This is a genomic window from Pseudomonas sp. 1L-B-1-E-C1, assembly GCF_057291835.1.
The window spans coordinates 115,544-135,805 of record NZ_JBXAWN010000007.1; the positions used below are offsets into that span (position 1 = coordinate 115,544).

The following is a 20,262-nucleotide window of genomic DNA, read 5'->3' on the forward strand; positions in this document are numbered from 1 at the left end:
TTATGGATTTGAAGGTCATCAACCCAACGCCGGGTTGGCCTGGCTTGGCTGATTCCGGATTCAGCACCGATATCGCAAGTCGGTGAACCTCTGCAATATTCCCCAATCGGTTCCCTCTCCCTCTGGGAGAGGGCTAGGGTGAGGGGCTTCTAAGGCCTCACACCGAAAGCCGCAACCGCGCCAGATCCCGCAATGGCGGCGCACCAAACAAGCGGCTGTACTCGCGGCTGAACTGCGACGGACTTTCATAGCCCACGCGATACCCCGCCGCTGACGCTTCCAGCCCCTCGGTCAGCATCAAGCGCCGCGCCTCTTGCAGGCGCAGCTGTTTCTGATACTGCAACGGACTCATCGCGGTCATCGCCTTGAAACGATGATGCAGCGTCGACACGCTGAGGTTCACTTCCCGCGCCAGATCATCGATGCGCAGCGGCTGTTCGAAGTTGCTGTTGAGCCATTTGATCGCCTGGCTGATGCGGTGGCTCTGGCTGTTGGCAATCGCAATCTCATACAAGCGATGGCCCTGCGGGCTGCGCAGCAGGCGATACAGGATCTCCCGGCGAATCAGCGGCGCGAGCATGGCGATGTCTTTCGGCGCGTCGAGCAGCCGCGCCAGACGCAACACCGCGTCGAGCATGGCGCTGTCGATTTTTTCCACGTACAGACCACGGCCGGTCGGGCGCGTCGGCACGCCCATCGGGCCGGCGTCGGCGATCAGCGCAGTGATTTCCGTCGGATCGATGTCGAGGCGTACGGCGAGGATCGGTTCCTCTGGCGAGACATTGACTACGCGCCCGCTGAGCGGCATCGAAACCGACACCACCAGATAATTCAGCGGGTCGTAATTGAAGAATTCGTCAGCCAGGCGGACCTCTTTACGCCCCTGCGCCATGATGCACAGCGCCGGCTGCGCAAGCACCGGGGCAAAATCATGGGACTGGGTGTGGCGCGACATGACCAGCGAGCCGATGGCGGTCTGGTAGCTGCCATCGTCGCTGGTGTTGCGGCGGATGATCGCCGCCAGCTCCGCGCGCTGCTTTTCCATGTCGGCGCTGGGTTCGGCTTGAAAACGATCGAATGACGTCATGCACGGCATCCTCGGCAAGTGAGGGGGAATGCAACAGAGCATATGTTTGTGCAAGCCGCGGCGGTAGACACATTCTGCCAAATGCTTGCCTGATTCTGCCCGGAGGTGCGCGCAGCTCTCCCGCCATACGATTCTGTAGGAGCTGCCGAAGGCTGCGATCCGTTGATCTTCAAGGCAAAAGCAAAAGATCGCAGCCTTCGGCAGCTCCTACACAAAACGCGTATGACAGACGTGTTGCGCGGGTTTACAGGTTGTTACAGGTCGTCTGCGCAGTCTCGCAGGATTGTGCAACGCGAAGGCAGGAATCGACTAACGGCGCTGCCGGCCCGGCCCTTAATCTTTGCTTCAGTCGCAGCCCGTCCCCCGGCTGCCACGCGATTTCATGGAGGGTTGATCATGTCCAAGCAGATGCCTGTCAGTCATATGGCCTTCGTTCGTGCCCAGGCCGGGCGCTCGGCGGAACTCGGTGTGCGCCTGAGCGCTTTGATCGAGGTCTCGCGCGCAGCGCCCGGTTGCCTGAGTTTTTCCTTGCAACAATCGCAGTGCGACGCCGATCTGTGGCTGGTCAGCGGCTACTGGAGCAGCCAGCAGATGATGACTGCGTATTTCAACAGTGCGTCGATGGAAGTCTTCGCCGAGCTGGTCCAGGACCTGGTGGTCAACAGCCTCGACTTCCACACGTTCAGGGACGTTTCCGCCGCGCAGGCCCTCGGTCAATGCGCTGCGCCGATACACAAACTCGCCGGTTGAGGGTTTAATGTCCGGCTTATTTGATTGAGCCAGGATCCGCGACATGGCACGTAAAGAGTTTGAACGCTTCGAAGCAGTCTCCGCAGTCGTCCCCGTCGAGCTGGGCGGCAACAAGGGGTATTACGCGGCGATCGCGGTCAAGGCCCTGGTCGATGGCGGCGCCCCACGCTTTCACAAATTGCTCAATGAGCAGGTGTTCCCCGGCGCCATTGCTGCCGATGACGCAGCCATCAACGAACTGGACAAACTCCAGGGCGTCACTGATGACGCCGAGCTGGTCTGGTAGTTATTTCTGCGCCCCCCGGGCGCCACATTTTGAACAGTGCTTCAGGCCCGAGCTGGAAATAATCCGCCGGCCCGCCGCCGCGCAGAATCGGCTGTGCGGCGGCGGTGTCGTAGATGCCATCCTTGAGCAGCCATTTGGCGATGTGCACGGCGACCACTTCGCCGAGAATCAGCCAGCTCGGCACGGTTGCGCCATCGGCGCGTTGCAGCTGAATGATCTGCGTGACCTTGCACTCGAAGGACACCGGGCTTTCGGCGACCCGTGGTACCGAGATCACCTTCGACGCCACGGTCGTCAGCCCCGCCAGTTCAAACTCGTTGACCTCAGGTGCGACCATCGCGCAGCTTTGGTTCATCTGCTCGGCCAGCGGGCGGGTAGCGAGGTTCCAGACGAACTCACCGGTCTGCTCGATGTTGTTCAAACTGTCTTTGCGCCCGACGCTGGAAAAACCAATGATCGGCGGAACGTAGTTGAAGGCGTTGAAGAAACTGTACGGCGCGAGATTGAGCCGGCCTTCGGCATCCTGCGAGGAGATCCAGCCGATGGGGCGCGGGCCGACGATGGCGTTGAACGGATCGTGGGGCAGGCCGTGGCCGTTGGCGGGTTCGTAGAAGTGGATGTCATCGGGCATGGGGAGCGGATTCCTGAGCTGCATTCGGATGCAGCCATAGTGCAAGGAGCCACTGCATATTTCCACCCGGATGCGAATCCCCCTGTAGGAGCTGCCGAAGGCTGCAATCTGTTGATCTCGAAAAACAAAATCAAAAGATCGCAGCCTTCGGCAGCTCCTACGGGTTCGCGGCAGGACACGGATTTTGTCCTGCCCGCGATGCGGTCCGCTCAGTCAGTCACGATCCGCGAGTGCTTCTGGGTGTCTTTCATGGTGATGTACACCAGGAGCGACACGGCAATGCACGCGGTGACGTACCAGTAGTAACCGGTTTCCATGCCGATGCTCTTGAACCACAGCGCGATGTATTCGGCGGTGCCGCCGAAGATCGATACGGTCAGTGCGTACGGCAGGCCAACGCCCAGGGCGCGGATTTCAGTGGGGAACAATTCGGCTTTGACCACCGCGTTGATCGAGGTGTAGCCGCTGACGATGATCAGCGCCGCCATGATCAGGAAGAACGCGCCCCACCAGGTCTGGATGGTGTGCAGGGTCATCAGGATCGGCACGGTGAAGATCGTACCCAGCACGCCGAACGCGATCAGGATCGGACGCCGGCCGATCTTGTCCGACAGGCCACCGATGATCGGTTGCAGGCACATGAACAGGAACAGCGTGGCGGCGGAAATGGTGGTCGAGTCGGAGATGCTCATGCCGACCGTGTTCACCAGGTATTTCTGCATGTAGGTGGTGTAGGTGTAGAACGCCAGGGTGCCGCCCATGGTCAGGCCGACCACGGTCAACAGCTCTTTCGGGTGGCGCATCAAGGTGCGCATGGCGCTTTCCTTGGATTTTTCTTTCTTGGTGAACGACTCGGTTTCTTCCATGCCACGACGCAGGTACAGCGCCACCACTGCACACAGCGCGCCGATGGCGAACGGGATACGCCAGCCCCACGCGTACAGTTGTTCGGTGGTCAGCATGTTCTGCAGCACGATCAGCACGCCGAGGGCGATGAGCTGGCCGGAGATCAGCGTTACGTACTGGAAGCTGGAGAAGAAGCCGCGACGCTCTTTGGTGGCCATCTCGGACAGATAAGTCGCCGAGGTGCCGTACTCGCCGCCGACCGACAGACCTTGCAGCAGGCGGGCGAATACCAGCAGGATCGGCGCGCCGATGCCGATGGTTTCATAGTTCGGGCTCAGGGCGATCAGCAGCGAGCCGAAGCACATCAGGTACACCGAGGCCATCAGCGCTTTCTTGCGTCCGACCTTGTCGGCGTACATGCCCATCAGCCAGCCACCGATCGGCCGCATCAAAAAGCCCACGGCGAAGATCGCTGCTGTGTTCATCAGCTGTGCGGTGGTGGAGCCGGCGGGGAAAAAGGTCTTGGCGAAGTACAGGGAGAAGGCGGCATACACATACCAGTCGTACCACTCGACCATGTTGCCGACAGAGCCGCTGAAGATCGATTTGATCCGGCTGGCGGTGGTTCTCGGTTTGGCCGGCACGGCAGCCGACCCAAGAGGCAGGGCGTTGGAGTTATCCATTGAAGGATCCTTCGTTTAATTGTTTTTGTGGAGCGCGTCGGAACGCAGCCTGCTGGGGCTATAGCAGGAGCTGTGCCAAGGGAAGGAGGGCCGGTTTAGAGGGGGTAGAGGGTATGGTTGAGCGGATTTGTGCCGACTGATTGGTTTGTGTGAGCGGATTTCCGCTTATCGGCGTGAAGATCAAAAGCCCCTCACCCTAGCCCTCTCCCAGGGGGAGAGGGGACTGACCGAGGTGTTTGTTCGAGGTGCATCGACCTGAGTTAGCGAGGTGAATTCAGGTTTGAAAAGCATGAAGATCGGCTCCCTTTCCCCCTCGCCCCTTTGGGGGAGAGGGCTGGGGTGAGGGGGAAAAGATCTCAGCCACCCAGAAAATCCCAGGCCCGACTCACTCGCTCAGAAACTTCTCCCGACTCAACCCATGCCGCTGCATCTTTTCATTGAACGTGCGGCGCGGCAGTTGCAGTTCTTCGAGCACGGCTTTCACATCACCTTTGTGCCGGGTCAATGCTGCGCGCAGGCACTGCGCTTCGAAGGCTTCCTGCTGCGCCGCCAGCGATTGCCCCGGATCGATTCCGGCGACCGGTTCATCCAGCCCCAACACCTGACGTTCGGCAACGTTGGCCAGTTCGCGCACATTGCCCGGCCAGTCGTGGCTAAGCAAATGGCTCAACTGCGCGCCCGTCAACGGCGGAAAAGTCCGGCCCAGACGCTGAGCGGCATTCTGCGCAAAGGTCTCGAACAGCAACGGAATGTCCTCTCGACGATCACGCAGCGGCGGCAAGCGCAGTTCGGCGACGTTCAGGCGATAAGCCAGGTCCTCACGAAAACGCCCGGCGCGGGCTTCGTCGAGCAGGTCCGGTTTGGTCGCCGCAACGATGCGCAGATCAACCCGAATGCTCTGATTCGAGCCCAGCCGTTCAAGCTTTTGCTCCTGCAAGACCCGCAGCAATTTCACCTGCTGGGCCAGCGGCATGCTTTCGATCTCGTCGAGAAACAGCGTGCCGCCATCGGCGTATTCCAGTTTGCCGATGCGCTTGCCGGAGGCGCCGGTGAATGCGCCGCTCTCATGGCCGAACAGCTCGGCCTCGAACAGTTGCTCCGGGATCGCTGCGCAGTTCAGCGCCACGAAGGGTTTGCCGGCGCGCGGGCCGAAATCATGCAGGCAACGCGCGACCAGTTCCTTGCCGCTGCCGGTTTCGCCACGGATCAACACATTGACCGGCAAGGTCGCCAGATCCAGCACTTGCCGACGCAACGTCTGCAAGCCACGGGATACGCCCAGCAGCGTCGCATCCAGCTTCGCGCGGTTGTCGGCCAGTTCGTGCAGGGCGCGGTTTTCCAGGACCAGGCGGCGTTTGTCCAGCGCCCGGCGCAGGCTGCCGAGCAGGGTCTCCGGGCTGAACGGTTTTTCCAGAAAGTCGTAGGCGCCGTCGCGCATCGCTTCCACCGCCATCGGCACGTCGCCATGGCCAGTAAGCAGAATCACCGGCAGTTCGGCGTCGCGCTTTTGCACGGCAGCGAGCAATTGCAAACCGTCCATGCCGGGCATGCGCACGTCGCTGAGGATCACCCCGGCAAAATGTTCGGGCAGTGCGGCGAGGCATTCTTCGGCACGGCTGAACAGTTGCACCTGGAACCCTGACAGGCTCAGCCATTGTTCAACGGCGCTGCGAATGCTGCTTTCGTCGTCGACCACCATTACCGAATTGAGCATCAGATGTGTGCCTCCAGATCGATTGGCAGGGTCAGGCTGAACACCGCGCCGTTATCGCCATTTTCGGCGCTCAAACGGCCGCCGGATTCATGCACGATGGCGAAGGATACTGCCAGCCCGAGGCCCAGGCCGTCACCCACCGGTTTGGTGGTAAAGAACGGATCGAACACCTGGCCCAGATACTCTTCGGCAATGCCGCCGCCATTGTCGCTGACGCTGAGCCGCCACAGTTGTTCATCGGCCTCCAGGCGGATTTCCAGACGCTTGCAGGCTTTGCCTTGCATCGCATCCAGCGCATTGCGCAACAGGTTGATCAGCACTTGTTCCAGGCGAATCGCATCACCGCGCACCCACGCCGGGCGGGCCAGATGCAGCACCAGGCTGACCTGCTCGTCGCGCAGCCGCGCATCGAGCAATTGCAGCGATTGATCGACCACGGTCGCCAGATCCAGACGTTCACGCAAACCGCTCGGACTTTTGCGGGCGAACGTCTTGAGGTGGCCGGTGAGGGCGGCCATCCGCGTAAGCATGTCGTCCACCGGTTTCAGCGCCTTGTACGCGTCATCCACGCGGCCATGTTCGAGCAGCAGGCGCAGGGTCGCCAGTTGCATGCGCTGGGCGGTCAGCGGTTGATTGATTTCGTGGGCCAGCGCCGCGGACATCTGCCCCAGCGCGGCGAGTTTGGCCGACTGCACCAGACCTTCCTGAGCAGTGCGCAGGTCGCGGGTGCGCTCCTCGACCAGACGCTCGAGTTCTTCGCGATTGCGCTGGCGGACCTTGGCCAGCCGCCAGCGCTGGTTGAGAAACAGCAACAGAAACACCAGCGCCAGCCACACCCCGGCCGCGGCCAGGGCGGCGTTGCGCAAATCCTCGAAGGCCACTTGCGGGCGGCGCAGCAGGTGCAGGGTCCAGCCTTCGGTCGTCAGTGGCAGCGATTCCCACAGATAATCCGCCGTGCCCTGCGGGCCTTCGACCCGGCGCAGATCGCTGTTGTCATCGAAACGCCGTAGCGGCAAATGGGTCAGCGGTACCAGCGATTGCTTGTCGTACTGGCGGGTGGTTTTGATCTCGGCCAGATCGCTGGCGCTCAACGGCCGCAAGGCGCGATAACGCCAGCCCGGCTGGTTGGCGATGAAGATGATCCCGCGCGCATCACTGACCAGCAGCGTGTCGCTGCCCTGGCTCCATTCGCGTTCCAGTTCGGGGAATTCCAGCTTGACCACCATCGCCCCGAGGAACTCGTCGTTGTCCCCGAGCACCGCACTGGAGAGGAAATAACCGGGTATTCCGCTGGTCACGCCCACTGCATAAAAACGCCCGGTGCCTTGGGTGCGCGTCTGGCTGAAGTAGGGGCGAAAGCCGTAATTGTGACCGACGTAACTGCTGGGCAAGCGCCAGTTGCTGGCGGCCACGGCCAGACCGCTGCGATCTAGCAGTTCAAGGGTCGAGGATTGCGCCGCGCCGTTGATTTTTTCCAGCTTCAGATTCAATGCCGCTTGCTGCGAGGCATCGACCGGGCCGGCCAGCGCCGAGCGTAACTGTGGGTCCAGCGCTAGCACGGCGGGGAGGGCGCGGTAGCGATCGATCAAGGTGTGCAACGAATTGGCATACAGCGCCAGTTGCTGGTTGGCGCGGGAGGCGTCCTCTTCCAGTGCCTGGCGTTCGGCATGACGGATCGCCAGGGTCGCGGCGAGCGCGGTACCAGCGATGATCAGCAGGGTATAAAACGACAGACGCACAGTACGGGAAGTCGGCAGCATGCTGGGCAAACGGATGGCAGTCGGGCGGGCACGATAGCATGTCGGCAGGCGGGGACATTGTCCCCGCTCAGAAAGGCGTCCATTTACGCGGCAGCGCTGTGCGCAGTTCTATGCTTTTGTACCGTTAACGCCAGACCGTGGAGCATGTCGGTGATTCGGGCCGTTTCCTGGTCCAGATCGTTTAGGTCAATGCCGTTCAAGCTTGTCCTGCCAAGTGCGTGAGCATACTCATGGACCGTGTTGTTACTCGCCTCGATAGCCTGTGCAAGCCCGAGAATATTCCCTTCGAACGCGAACATTTTTTCGCTGGACTTCCCAGAGATGGCCTTGGCCGTTTCATCGACAATTTCCGGCAACGTCCATAACGCCGCGGCTCCGCTAGCAATGGCGCCGGCCGCTGCCGGAGGTAGTGAGTTCAGCGTTCTTTTCACACCCACCGCCGTCAGTTGAGCCCCCGCTTCCTTCGCCAACTTGAGTCCGGATTTTCTGTTGCGGGGAATCAAGCCCTGGATTTTGGCGTTTACATACTCAAGCGGCTGCATCTGTTTGTGTTGGGCTCTTTCAATAATAGTGTCCGCTGACACCTTGGAGGTTTTCAGATTGACCGACGCGCTCAGCCCGGTTGTTTCGGCCGCATAGTCGATGAGCGCGCTGACCCCGATTTTTGCGGCGTAGCCCATCGCCGCACCTATCACGTTGCCGACACCGGGTGCCGCGGCGCCCAGTGCCTGAGCACCGACACCGACCGCTAGACCGGCGCCATAACTGAGGGCTTTGCTTGCGACCAATACCAGCGTTCTGCGTGTTGTCGCCAAAGCAATGTCGCTGCCCGAACCCATTGTGTCGAGTTGCTTGGCGGCATCGCTTGCGCGGCGCTGGGTGATCCCCAGAATTTCTATGTGTTGCATCATCTGATCATTCATCTGGCGGGCCATCCGCTTTTCTGCAAGATGTTGTGCGTTTTTGGCATAGCTCGTATTTTGCGAAGCAATGATGCGATCCATTCCGGCATGAATATCGTCCAGAAACGGCAATCTGGTTTCACCGTTGACGTCGACATGGCCCACCGGATCGTTGCCGACGAAGGCGTAAAGATTCAGGCCATCCACTTCGCCTGCCGGATCGGCACTGACCCAACGCTGCAACCACGCTGCGTAATAACGTGCGCCGTAGTAATACAAACCGCTGACGTCCATCTCCTTGCCTGAATAACGAATGAATTTGTAGCTGACCCCGGTCTCCGGTTTTCCGATCATCCATGCCGTGGCGCCGAACGGGTAATAGCCTTCGTGGCTGATCATTTGCGCATTCTGATCCAGCTCCATCGTGCACGAGCCGAGGTGGTCGTCGAGCCTGTAGCGCAGTTGATTGTTCTCGACAGCCGCAGGCGGCGGCGAGGTCCAATGCAGACAGCGCGCGTTGCCCAGCTGGATGATGTGCAGTTCTTCGCCGTTGTCCTTGCTGCGGATTTCCAGGCCCGGCAGGTAGCGCACCTGATGAAAGTGCAGGGAGCTTGCGCCATACCATTCGTAGCGTTTGAACACCCGCTGGCCCTGGCTGTAGGCATAGTATTCGGCGTCATCGCGGCCATCCTCCCGGGCCACCAGCTTGACGTCCTGCAACTCGTCGCGCACGTTCCAGCGCAACGGCTGGCCCGGTTGCACAGCCAGCAGGTTGCCGTGGCGGTCGAACAGCGTGTCGAAGTCTGGCTCCGGATCATCCGGTTTCCAGCGCACGCCGCGGTTGCTGACCGGATCAATGCGCATCTGCACGGTGCGGTTGGCGCCGGCCCGTCCATGCACCAGTTTCTCCAGATTGCCGCCGCTGTCGTAGGTGTAGGTCTGGGTGTAGTTGAGGCGATTGTTCGGATCGGTCGGCTTGGGCAGGCCGGGAATGTCCGCGAGCGGGCCGTCGTCATAGCCGGTCGCGCTGATCAGCCGGTACAGCGTGTCGTAGCTGAAGTCGCGATGGCCATCGACCCTCTGGTTGGCGAACCAGCTCGGCGCAAAGGCATGGTCTTCGATGCGGGTGAGGTTGCCGACGCGGTCGTAAAAATATTCGAAATCCTGCAGCACCTCGCCATTGTCTCTGCGGCTGCGTTGCTTATGCAGCCGACCATCGGCAGGATCGTAAGTCCACTCGCTGCGCACCCCGTTACCGGCCTGTTGCTCGATGATCTGATCCGTGGCGTTGTAATGAGCGTCGCGCAACACGGGTCGCCAATCGGTTTCGCCGTTGATCAATAACTGCACCTGCCTGAGCTGGCCGGCCAGCCCATAGCGCGATTGCTGGCGATGGCCGCCGGCATCGGTCTGCTCCAGCACCGCGCCCATTGGACTGAAAATCCGCCGGCTGCTGAAGGGTATTTTATCGAGCAAGGTGCGGATTTCGCGCAGCGCCTGGCCGCTGAGGGCGAAGCTGTCGGTACGCAACGTGCCGGCGCGATCGCTCTGCTCCAGCAACTGGCCACGCTGGTTGTGTCCGGCGTCGGCGCTGGCGTCGGCGTAGGTAAACAGATCGACGTCAGCCTCGCCGTTTTCCGCGACCGTCACCGGGCGCAACTGATCGTCGAATGTCGTGCGCCAATGGTTGCCGTGCTTGTCCCAACGTTGCAGCGGCTCACCGGCCAGACCCGGCAGGTGCAGGCGCCAGCCGGCATCGACGCTGTCGGTTTTCAATGGCTGGCCGTCCAGGCGACAAACCGTCGTCAGGCTGGGCATGGACAGACGCGGATCGAACTGCGCGACCAGACGTCCGGCGGGATCATGTAGCTGACGGTTGACCATGGCTACGACTTCGACGGCGCTGCGCAGGTAAGCGATCTGGCGCACCGGCAGGCCGCGCCCGTCGCTGACCGATAACGTGGGTGTGTGCCAGTGCACGTTAGTGTTCACGGCTATGACGCCAGGGTTTCGCCGGAGGTCTCCCCAGTGTCGTTGAAGTCTTCGAAGATCTTGTACCAGGGATGGTAGGTCGTGCAGGCAAAATCGCCTTTGGCATTGATCAGTTTGACCTCCCGTCCCAGGGCGTCATAAAACACTTGATCGAAATAGCCCAGCTCGCGCAGGGACTGGTCATTCACATAGCGGTGCACATCTGCAAAAAACGGCCGGAACTGGCGAACCGGCAGCCCCTTGTTGTTGTATTCGAGCCGTTCACTGACCCGCCAGCGCGGATCGGCATGCACTTCGACATACTTGCCGTCCTCGACGACAAGGGCGCCATCGACCACCTTGTAGGCCATGCCCGGATCAACAAGTTGCTGGGTTTGCAGTGTCCGGCCAAAGCCGTCTACGCAAACCCTGACAATCTGGATCTGTGCAGCGATCTCCTTGTCGGGATAGCGGTCGGCGCTCAGCACCACGGTATGAACGGGTTCGCGATGCGCCGCGTTGATCGCCTCCAGTAACGCCCGTTCCGACGAAGTCAGTGTGTTGCGCCGCGCGAGCCGTTGCCGCGCACTGGCGCGAATATGGCCGCAGGGCAACAGATAGCCGTCAGTGGCCCATTGTTCGATCAGATCAGTGGCGCCATGGATTTCACCCATCCAGCTGAACAGATCCTTGCGCAGGGTACTGGCGGCTTTTTGCACGGCAGCCTGCGGGTCGGCAATCGCCGGATCCGGGCGATGATCTTCCGGACGCTGGTATTCACTGAGCGATCTGAATCCCTGCGCGATGCCGTTTTCCGTGCCGTAGAAAGTGGTGGCCAACGGTTGACCGGAGGGCTCGTAGAGGGCCTCTTCGATATTGTCGTTGGGGTCGGTGATACGCGTCGGTTGCATGGCGTGGTAGTCGTACTCGATGAGATACCTGCATCCATCGGGCAGTTCGACACGGACGATCAACAGGCTGTAGTCATCGTATTGCGCACAGGTGGGGCCGTGGCTGGGTGTTTCGCGGTAGCTGATGACGTTGAAAAAGCCCTCGATGCCGGCGTATTCGGCCAGATTGAAAATCGTCGAATACAGCTCGGGATCCGCATCGACGGGGGGAGGAGGGTCGAACAGAGGGGCCATGACCGTGTAACCGATCCTGGTCAGTTCTTCATGGATGTTGATCGGCGGCTGCACGACGTTGTAGGCGGCCAGCGCGTCCTTGTCGAACTGGGCCAGTTCCAGTGGCCCGGCCAGGCCTCCGAAAGTAGCCACGCCGTCGGGCAGCAGCTTGTTCTCGGTGTCCACGTAACGCTGCACGGACTGGCCGGTCAGGACCCTGGCTGACTTCCAGTGCGCGGAGTCCTGATGAGCCATGAACGCTTCATATGACACCTGTTCCGCAGACAACCCGGTCGGCAGTGTGCCTTTGGTCAGGACCAGCGCATTACTGCGCGCCAGATATGAAAGGCCCAGTCGCCGTTGCTGCGGACCGAGAAGGTTGATGTGTTGCATCCGGCTTTCAACCAGATAAAACGAATGCTGTTGATCGTCCTGCGCGTCAAGCCACCACTGTTGTTGATCCGGGTCCTCGAAAGGCGGGACATCGTCTTTGGTCAGACGACGCGCATAACTCACAGTGAACGCCTGGGTCGTTGCTCCGAATGGATCCCGGCGCAGGTTGATCTCATGACGGCACAAGGGATCGTCGATAAACCGGTCGTACTGATAGCTGATGGTTTCCAGCACCAGCGGTAACAGCACGGCGGCGTCGTAGTGAGCCTGAGGCCGGATCTCGCGCACCAGATAGCGAAACTCTTCTACCGCGAGGGGTGTGGCAATACCTGCTCCATCCACCGCAGCGCCGGCGTAGGTTTCAACGCGCGCCACCGAGCCGACCAGCGCACGGCGGATCTGGTATTCGGTTGCGACATCGCGCGGGACAATTGGTTGATCGAATTGGTCCTGGGCCGGCGTCAGGCTGAACACTGTGCTGTCCAGCGCGACGGCGTTCCTGTCCCCATTGAAATACGAGTCGCGTGGCGGATCCCTCGACAGCCCGGTATGAAACCAGGTGCAGACCCGCACCGGCTCGGTGAAACCGACATCGTCGTCGCCGCTGGCGCTTTCACTGTCGGTCTGCTGCAGATGCCCAAAACCGCGGAACTCGCGATCTTTACTGTCGTAGACGCCTTCGCGCCAGATAAAACTCTGCGTCAGACAGTTGCCGGTGATTTCATCGAGCTGCTGCTGTTTGACGACCACCGATACCGCGAACGGCAGGTGCGAAACCGGCAGGCGTTTGCGTTTGAGTAGCTGCTGTTTTTCATCCAGCCATTCCTGGGCCGAACTGCGGTAAACCACGCTGGCGCTGCAGCCCATATTGTTGTTTGAGGCAACAAGCAGCCACGGCTTGGCCGAAACGAAATCGTAGCGCCAGTGCTGCGGCTTTTCATGGGGCACGGTCAGGATCAGGCTGGCACAGCCCAGGCCTTGCAGGTCGGCGAAGCTCACCTGGCACAGACGGTCGTAGCGCACGCCCTCAGGCCAGGGAACGCTGACCGGTATCTGCTCCAGGCCATTGCCACCGCGATTCAAGTAAATATCGAAGCCGTCCGACTGCAGATAAATCAGTGCCGGAGCGCCGGAGCCATCGAGATCCGCCAGGCGTACCCGCGATGAATCGAACTGTGCGTAGCTGAAGGGCAGGTCACTGATCTTGCGCCCTTCGCCAAAGCGCCCGTGACCGAGGTTGGGCCAGCAGCGGATTTCGTTGTGACGGATGCGGCACAATTCGGGCATGTCGCTGCCCAGCAAATTACCGAGCAGCACCAGTTCGGTGGCGGTGTTGCTGAACAGTGGCAGACGGTCTTCTTCTGGCTCGTGTCGCACATTCTGAGCCGGGGCGAAACCTTCTTCGCGGCGATTGGCGTACAGGCGTACCGAGTTCGGGCCAATCAGGGCCAGGGAGTGCAAACCGTCACCACTCAGATCGCCGAGGATCGAGAGCGTGTTGAAAAATTCCAGCGGGAATTTGTTGAAGGCCACGAAGGAGGCGAACTCACGCTGAGCCGTCATGGCATGAAACCCGCTCCAGCCGGGGCGTGCGCTGATCCAGTCCAAGCGTCCGTCCCCGGTCAGGTCGGTGAGCATCTGAACGACTGCGCGATTGCGGTCGGTCAGTGGAATCTGATGCAGAGCCGTCCATGGACCATAGGCGATGTCGTTGCCTCCCGAGCCTGCGCGCTCGGGTTCGCGGTAATGCCAACCGTCGAAATAGCGGCAGAGGAAGCCCGGCACGCCTTCCCCGTACAAATCAAGGCACTGGTAGAACTGGCCATCTTCAATGCCCGGCTGGTTCTCCATTTCAAACAGGCGTGTCGGCGTTTTGTTGATCTCGAAAGGACAGTATTCGAACTCCACCGGCGGCGTGTTTTCCACGCTGCCGCTCGCATCGAAAGCCTGATAGTGAGCCGCACTGATCAGGCTGTAGGACCATTGGGCGATGTTTTGCGGGGTGTGATATTCCAGCAGCAGACGTCTGACCAGCGCCGGTTCACTGACCGCTTCTCCAGGCAAATAGTGAAACATCAGCACTTGCCGACAGAGCCGCCGAGTGCCGATCGCAAAGCCCTGGCCGTGGGTGGAAAAAGGGTCTGGGCGAAGCAACCACGGTTGCAGGGTATCGCCGTCGTACACCGGGACTTCGGTCAGTGAGGTGGTGCGCTCGCCATAGTCGAAGATGAGCTGGAAAAGCCATTCAAGCGCAGCAGGATCCTCGATGGTCCAGGCATGCAACTCTTTGCTTGCAGTGAGCTCGCCATAGCACACGCGCTCCAGATAACGCTGAGCCTGGTAGCCCCGTGCCGTATCGGAGTCGTGATCGTCGCGCTTGTAGCGGTAGCAGATGTGTTTGTAGTGCGCGTTCATGCTTTCGCACAGTAACCAGGCGCTGATTCGCTGTGGATCCGCTGGATCCTCGCGACGCGAATCGGCTGTCTTGCCGTACATGTGCAGCGAGCCATCGGGCCCATGGATCAGCCAGAATGGCGCGGCTCCGTCCTCCGGCTGCCAGAACTCGCGCAGGGAAAAGTCCCTTTCCACTCGCGGCCAGTAACGCACCACGCGGTGCGCTCCGATGTTCAATTCGCCGTACCGGGATTCAATCCTGTAGATGAGCGTGCCATCGGGTTCGCGCTCCGCCATCCACTCCTCGCCGTCATGGCCGATGATCTCGTCGTCATCGGTATAGCGCGGCACGCCTTTGTTGGTGCGTCGGCTGATCTGGCTCAGGTTCAGCCCCCAGCCGATGCCGAACGGACCATTGCCGGCCTGGTTGCTATACGTCAGCGTCAGCTGCGGATTCCAGCCACGCCCGGCGGATGCCGGCAACGGCAGTTCGAACGTGGCTGCACCGGTCGGGCCGACGGCGCCCCAGCTCTTGCCGATGGTGGCGATCGTCGAGCTTTTGGCAATGGACGGAGTAACGATACTCAGCTCTTGGTCGACCATGATTGCGTCCGGTGCAGAAACGGTGCGAGGGTGGACTGACGCTAGCAAGTTTGAGCCGGGACGTAACCTGTCAGACCTGACAGGTGCGCTAGACCGATTTTTGTGCATCGCCGGCTTTTTTATTTCCAGATGATCGGACATGAAAAAGGCCGGCCCGTCGTATGACGGGCCGGCCTTGTTTTACCGCGATGACCTTACTGCACTTCCACTGCCAGACTTTCGCTGATCTTCTGCTGCCAGATCGCCGGGCCGGTGATGTGTACTGACTCACCTTTGCTGTCCACGGCAACGGTAACCGGCATGTCCTTGACCTCGAACTCGTAGATCGCTTCCATGCCGAGCTCGGCAAAGGCCAGCACCTTGGACTTCTTGATCGCTTGCGCAACCAGGTAAGCGGCGCCGCCGACGGCCATCAGGTACACGGCTTTGTTGTCCTTGATCGCCTCGATCGCCGTCGGGCCGCGTTCGGATTTGCCGATCATGCCCAGCAGGCCGGTCTGCTCGAGGATCTGCCGGGTGAATTTGTCCATCCGCGTCGCGGTGGTCGGGCCGGCCGGGCCCACCACTTCGTCACCGACCGGATCAACCGGGCCGACGTAATAGATGAAGCGACCCTTGAGGTCCACCGGCAAGGTTTCGCCCTTGTTGAGCATCTCGACCATGCGCTTGTGCGCGGCGTCGCGACCGGTGAGCATCTTGCCGTTGAGCAGCACGGTTTCGCCCGGTTTCCAGCTCTGCACGTCTTCCGGAGTCAGGGTGTCGAGATTTACCCGACGGGCCGACGGGCCGGCTTCCCAGACGATTTCCGGGTAGGCGTCCAGCGGTGGCGCTTCCAGCGAGGCTGGACCTGTACCGTCGAGCACAAAGTGCGCGTGACGGGTGGCGGCGCAGTTGGGGATCATGCACACCGGCAAGGATGCGGCGTGGGTCGGGTAGTCCATGATCTTCACGTCGAGCACCGTGGTCAGGCCACCGAGGCCCTGGGCACCGATACCCAACTGGTTGACCTTCTCGAACAGCTCCAGACGCATTTCTTCGATGCGATTTTGCGGGCCACGGGCCTTGAGCTCGTGAATGTCGATGGATTCCATCAACACTTCCTTGGCCATCACCGCGGCCTTCTCCGCGGTGCCGCCGATGCCGATGCCGAGCATGCCCGGCGGGCACCAGCCAGCGCCCATGGTCGGAACAGTCTTGAGCACCCAGTCGACGATCGAGTCGGACGGGTTGAGCATGGCCATTTTCGACTTGTTTTCGGAACCGCCGCCCTTGGCCGCCACGTCCACTTCCACGGTGTTGCCCGGAACGATGGAATAGTGAATGACTGCCGGGGTGTTGTCCTTGGTGTTCTTGCGAGCGCCCGCCGGGTCGGCGAGGATCGAGGCACGCAGGACGTTTTCCGGCAGGTTGTAGGCGCGACGCACGCCTTCGTTGATCATGTCGTCCAGGCCCATGGTGGCGCCATCCCAACGCACGTCCATGCCGACACGGACGAACACGGTGACGATACCGGTGTCCTGGCAGATCGGGCGATGGCCGGTGGCGCACATGCGCGAGTTGATCAGGATCTGCGCCATCGAATCACGGGCCGCCGGCGATTCTTCGCGCAGGTAGGCTTCGTGCATCGCCTGGATGAAATCCACGGGGTGGTAATAGGAAATGAACTGCAGGGCGTCGGCAACGCTCTGAATCAGGTCATCTTGCTTGATCACGGTCATGAGTCGCGCTCCTCTGAAACACGGGAACATTCTATGGGGCAGCTTGAGGCTTTGAGCTCACAGCTGATCCTCTGGCACGCCGGGGCTGCTGGCGCGACGCTAAAAAGGCGCGGCAGTATACCGCGGCTCGGTTGGGCGTACACGCGCCAGCAGTCATTCGTTGGTCGCATGAGTGGGCGGATATCGGACAGCGGGTTTGCACTTCAGGATCTTCCCCCTCACCCCAGCCCTCTCCCGAGGGAGAGGGAGCCGATTTTGTTGATATTCAAATCCGGGTTCGGCTTCGGCGCGGATTGGCATTCGGACTTTTCAAAACCAAAGTTCGCCTCGGTATTTCAGGTCGGCGGACTTCGAACAAACGACACGGTCAGTCCCCTCTCCCTGTGGGAGAGGGCCAGGGTGAGGGGCTTTTGGCGGCATCAGCGGGCCACACTTTTGACGTCAAATTTCGAGCCCGAAAATCGGTGGTCATTTAGCGACCGGGCCTCTAAAGTGGCATCCGGTCTGTAGAGTAGGACACTCGGTCAGCCTCCTATCGCACGGTGAGTCAACGATTGACCCATAACGCCATTCAACGCCTTTTGCTCAAACGCTTCGCCCTCGCTGCGGCCACCTACGGATTGGCTTTGCTGCTGCTGTGGCTGGCGTTTTTCACCGGGCATTACCGGCAATCGCTCAGCGGCGTGGCCATCGGCAGCGCCCTGGTGGTCATCAGTCAGGCGACGCTGTTCGGGCTGTTCTGGAGCGGTCGCAACCAGCGCTTCGCCGACCCCAGCCTGACCGAAGCGCAAGTGTTGATGGGTCTGGGCTGGCAGACCTGGCTGATCGCCCATGTCGACGAGGCGCGCGGTGCGTTTCTGGTGTTTTATGTGCTGATTCTGCTGTTCGGCCTGTTCCATCTCACGCGTCGGGTATTCATCCGTTGCGCGCTGCTGGTGTTCTTCAGTTTTTCCGCGATTACCCTGTGGGATGGTTACCACTTGCGCCTTGCCGAGCCTGCGCTCGCGGCATTGCAGGTGTGCATTCTGGCGATGGTGCTGGCTTGGCTGGTGCTATATGCGCGCTTTGTCCAGGTTTCCCGGCAACGCCAGCGGCAGCGCCGCTTTGCCTTGCAGGCGCATCAGGACACCTTGCGCGGGATGATGCGCCAGCTCGAAGATCTGGTCGCCACCGACGAACTGACCGGGCTGTTCAATCGCCGACACTTCCTGCGCATTGCCTCGCGCGAGCTGAACGCGCTGGACAGCGACGTGATGCACGGGCTGGCGCTGATCGATCTGGACCATTTCAAACGCATCAACGACCTGCATGGTCACGCCGCCGGCGATCAGGTACTGCAAGCGTTCGCCGGTGTGGCGCAGGCCTGTCTGCGCGAGGGCGATGTGCTGGCGCGCTATGGTGGCGAAGAATTCGTGGTGCTGTTGCCCGACTGCGATGCCGAACGATTGACGGCTTGCTGCGAGCGTTTGCGCATTGCCTTCACCGAGGTTGAATTGATGGGCCTGCAAGTACGCAATTTGAGCCTGTCGGCCGGCATGACCCTGTTGGCGGTCGGTGACGATCTGGACGAGGCCTTGCAGCGCGCCGATCAGGCGCTGTACCGGGCCAAGCGTGACGGGCGCAATCGTTGTGCGGCCGCGTGGGAGAATGTCGATGCCTGAACTGCGCGTCGGTGAACGACACTGGACAGTGGAGGCGGGCAGCAACCTGCTCGATGCCCTGAACCAGAACGGCGTCGCCGTGCCCTACAGTTGTCGCGCCGGCAGTTGCCATGCCTGTCTGGTGCAATGCGTGCAGGGGCTGCCCGCCGATAATCGCCCGGACGCCTTGAGCGCCGAACAGCGCCAGCAGGGCTGGCGCCTGGCTTGTCAGTGCCAGGTGAGCGAAGACATGCAGGTGCACACCTTCGACCCGATTACCGACGGTCGCCCGGCGGTGGTCGAGGCGCTGGACTGGCTCAGCGACAGCATCCTGCGTTTACGCCTGACACCGCAACGTCCTCTGCGCTACAGCGCCGGACAACATCTGGTGCTGTGGATCGGGCAGATTGCGCGGCCGTATTCGCTGGCGAGCCTGCCGCAAGAGGACCGATTCCTGGAGTTTCACCTCGATTGCCGCCAACCCGGCGAATTCGTCGATGCCGCACGCAAGCTGCAGATCGGCGACTCGATTCGCCTCGGCGAACTGCGCGGCGGCGCGCTGCATTACGACCCGGACTGGCACACCCGACCGCTGTGGCTGCTGGCCGCCGGCACGGGTCTGGGGCCATTGTTCGGCGTGCTGCGCGAGGCCTTGCGTCACGATCATCAGGGCGCCATTCGTGTCATTCACGTGGCCCATGACGCTCGCGATCACTATCTGGCCAAACCCCTCGCCGCGCTGGCCGCGCAGCGGGAAAACCTTAGCGTCGAGCTGTGGACAGCGGCCGAGTCAGCCGCCGCTTTGGCGCAACTGCGCCTTGTTTCCCGGCAAACCCTGGCCTTAGTCTGCGGCTCAACCGCCAGCGTAGATGCCTTCGCGAGGCGCCTGTACCTGGCCGGATTACCGCGCAATCAACTGCTGGCCGATATCTTCCTGAGCCGTGGTTGAGCGCTGATTTTTCAGACGCGAGACACGCCATGACCGAAGCCATTCTGCTGGAACGCGAGCGCGGTTTACTGACCCTGCGCCTCAACCGCCCGGAAAAGAAAAACGCTCTTACCCGGGCCATGTACAGCCGCCTCGCTGAGGCGCTGCAAAAGGCCGATGGCGACCCAGAGATCAACGCGGTTCTGATCACGGGCAGCAGCGAGTGTTTCACCGCTGGCAACGACATCGGCGACTTCATCCAGCAACCGCCGAGCGACCTCGACAGCCCGGTGTTTCATTTCATGCTCAACCTGCTCGAATGCCGCAAACCGGTGATCGCGGCCGTGGCCGGCGCAGCAGTGGGCATTGGCACCACGTTGCTGCTGCACTGCGATCTGGTCTACGTGGCCCGCGATGCGCGGTTACGCATGCCGTTCGTCAATCTTGGGTTATGTCCGGAATTCGGCTCCAGCCTGATCCTGCCGCGTTTGCTTGGACATGCGAAAGCGGCGGAGTTGCTGTTGCTTGGCGAAGGCTTTAGCGGTGAGCAAGCGGCAGCGTGGGGGATTGCCACCGAGGCGCTGGGGAGCGGTGATGCGGCGCTGAGCAAGGCGCGGGAAGTGGCGTTGCGTTTTGATCAGTTGCCGGCCGAAGCCGTGCGCATCAGCAAACAACTGATGCGAGCGCCGGATCGCGAGTTGCTGCGCAAAGTCATTGAGGAGGAGGGCGCGTTGTTTACCCAGCAGTTGCGTTCGCCGGAAGCATTGGCGGCGTTGAGCGACTTTATCAACCGGCATTGATTCTGGCTGTCGCACTCGCTACACCGCTGGTA

General features: G+C 61.1%; 13 protein-coding genes. 5 read left to right on the forward strand and 8 right to left on the reverse strand.

Going from position 1 to position 20,262, the window contains the following annotated elements; all coding sequences use genetic code 11:
• Nucleotides 1-157: 157 nt before the first annotated feature.
• Nucleotides 158-1,087: an AraC family transcriptional regulator gene (locus AC0Z4S_RS13935; RefSeq protein WP_253504905.1), complete on the reverse strand. Its 930-nt coding sequence runs from the start codon at nucleotides 1,085-1,087 to the stop codon at nucleotides 158-160.
• A 396-nt stretch (nucleotides 1,088-1,483) separates the two neighbouring features.
• Between AC0Z4S_RS13935 and AC0Z4S_RS13940 the strand changes: the two genes are divergently transcribed.
• Together AC0Z4S_RS13940 and AC0Z4S_RS13945 are read left to right on the forward strand one after the other, a co-directional pair.
• Nucleotides 1,484-1,837 (forward strand): putative quinol monooxygenase, encoded by a 354-nt coding sequence (locus AC0Z4S_RS13940; RefSeq protein WP_485623424.1) that lies wholly within the window; start codon nucleotides 1,484-1,486, stop codon nucleotides 1,835-1,837.
• 43 nt (nucleotides 1,838-1,880) lie between these two features.
• Nucleotides 1,881-2,123, forward strand: coding sequence for a hypothetical protein (locus AC0Z4S_RS13945; protein WP_485623425.1), 243 nt, complete (start codon nucleotides 1,881-1,883; stop codon nucleotides 2,121-2,123).
• Here the strand turns inward: AC0Z4S_RS13945 and AC0Z4S_RS13950 are convergent.
• The 7 genes from AC0Z4S_RS13950 to AC0Z4S_RS13980 form a co-directional block, all read right to left on the reverse strand.
• Entirely contained in the window at nucleotides 2,095-2,754 is a 660-nt protein-coding gene (locus tag AC0Z4S_RS13950; protein WP_485623426.1) for a flavin reductase family protein, read from the reverse strand. The genes AC0Z4S_RS13945 and AC0Z4S_RS13950 overlap by 29 nt on opposite strands.
• A gap of 209 nt (nucleotides 2,755-2,963) precedes the next feature.
• Nucleotides 2,964-4,283 (reverse strand): MFS transporter, encoded by a 1,320-nt coding sequence (locus AC0Z4S_RS13955; RefSeq protein WP_024014128.1) that lies wholly within the window; start codon nucleotides 4,281-4,283, stop codon nucleotides 2,964-2,966.
• A 385-nt stretch (nucleotides 4,284-4,668) separates the two neighbouring features.
• On the reverse strand, nucleotides 4,669-5,997 hold the full coding sequence (locus AC0Z4S_RS13960) for a sigma-54-dependent transcriptional regulator (protein ID WP_485623427.1): 1,329 nt from the start codon (nucleotides 5,995-5,997) through the stop codon (nucleotides 4,669-4,671).
• Entirely contained in the window at nucleotides 5,997-7,757 is a 1,761-nt protein-coding gene (locus tag AC0Z4S_RS13965) for an ATP-binding protein (RefSeq protein WP_485623428.1), read from the reverse strand. The genes AC0Z4S_RS13960 and AC0Z4S_RS13965 overlap by 1 nt, the downstream gene beginning before the upstream one ends.
• Nucleotides 7,758-7,840: 83 nt before the next feature.
• Nucleotides 7,841-10,651 (reverse strand): RHS repeat domain-containing protein, encoded by a 2,811-nt coding sequence (locus AC0Z4S_RS13970; protein WP_485623429.1) that lies wholly within the window; start codon nucleotides 10,649-10,651, stop codon nucleotides 7,841-7,843.
• A 2-nt stretch (nucleotides 10,652-10,653) separates the two neighbouring features.
• Nucleotides 10,654-15,144 (reverse strand): SpvB/TcaC N-terminal domain-containing protein, encoded by a 4,491-nt coding sequence (locus AC0Z4S_RS13975; RefSeq protein WP_485623430.1) that lies wholly within the window; start codon nucleotides 15,142-15,144, stop codon nucleotides 10,654-10,656.
• A 194-nt stretch (nucleotides 15,145-15,338) separates the two neighbouring features.
• Nucleotides 15,339-16,862 (reverse strand): fumarate hydratase, encoded by a 1,524-nt coding sequence (locus AC0Z4S_RS13980; RefSeq protein WP_122589657.1) that lies wholly within the window; start codon nucleotides 16,860-16,862, stop codon nucleotides 15,339-15,341.
• Nucleotides 16,863-17,416: 554 nt separating this feature from the next.
• Here AC0Z4S_RS13980 and AC0Z4S_RS13985 point away from each other — a divergent pair.
• The 3 genes from AC0Z4S_RS13985 to AC0Z4S_RS13995 are packed head-to-tail and all read left to right on the forward strand — an operon-like array spanning nucleotide 17,417 to nucleotide 20,230.
• Nucleotides 17,417-18,523: a GGDEF domain-containing protein gene (locus tag AC0Z4S_RS13985; protein ID WP_253504877.1), complete on the forward strand. Its 1,107-nt coding sequence runs from the start codon at nucleotides 17,417-17,419 to the stop codon at nucleotides 18,521-18,523.
• A complete protein-coding gene (locus AC0Z4S_RS13990) occupies nucleotides 18,516-19,451 on the forward strand; it encodes an iron-sulfur-binding ferredoxin reductase (RefSeq protein ID WP_485623431.1) in 936 nt (311 codons plus the stop codon). Before AC0Z4S_RS13985 ends, AC0Z4S_RS13990 begins: the two co-directional genes overlap by 8 nt.
• A gap of 29 nt (nucleotides 19,452-19,480) precedes the next feature.
• Nucleotides 19,481-20,230, forward strand: a complete 750-nt coding sequence (locus AC0Z4S_RS13995; RefSeq protein WP_485623432.1) for an enoyl-CoA hydratase-related protein — start codon at nucleotides 19,481-19,483, stop codon at nucleotides 20,228-20,230.
• The last annotated feature ends 32 nt before the right edge of the window (nucleotides 20,231-20,262 follow it).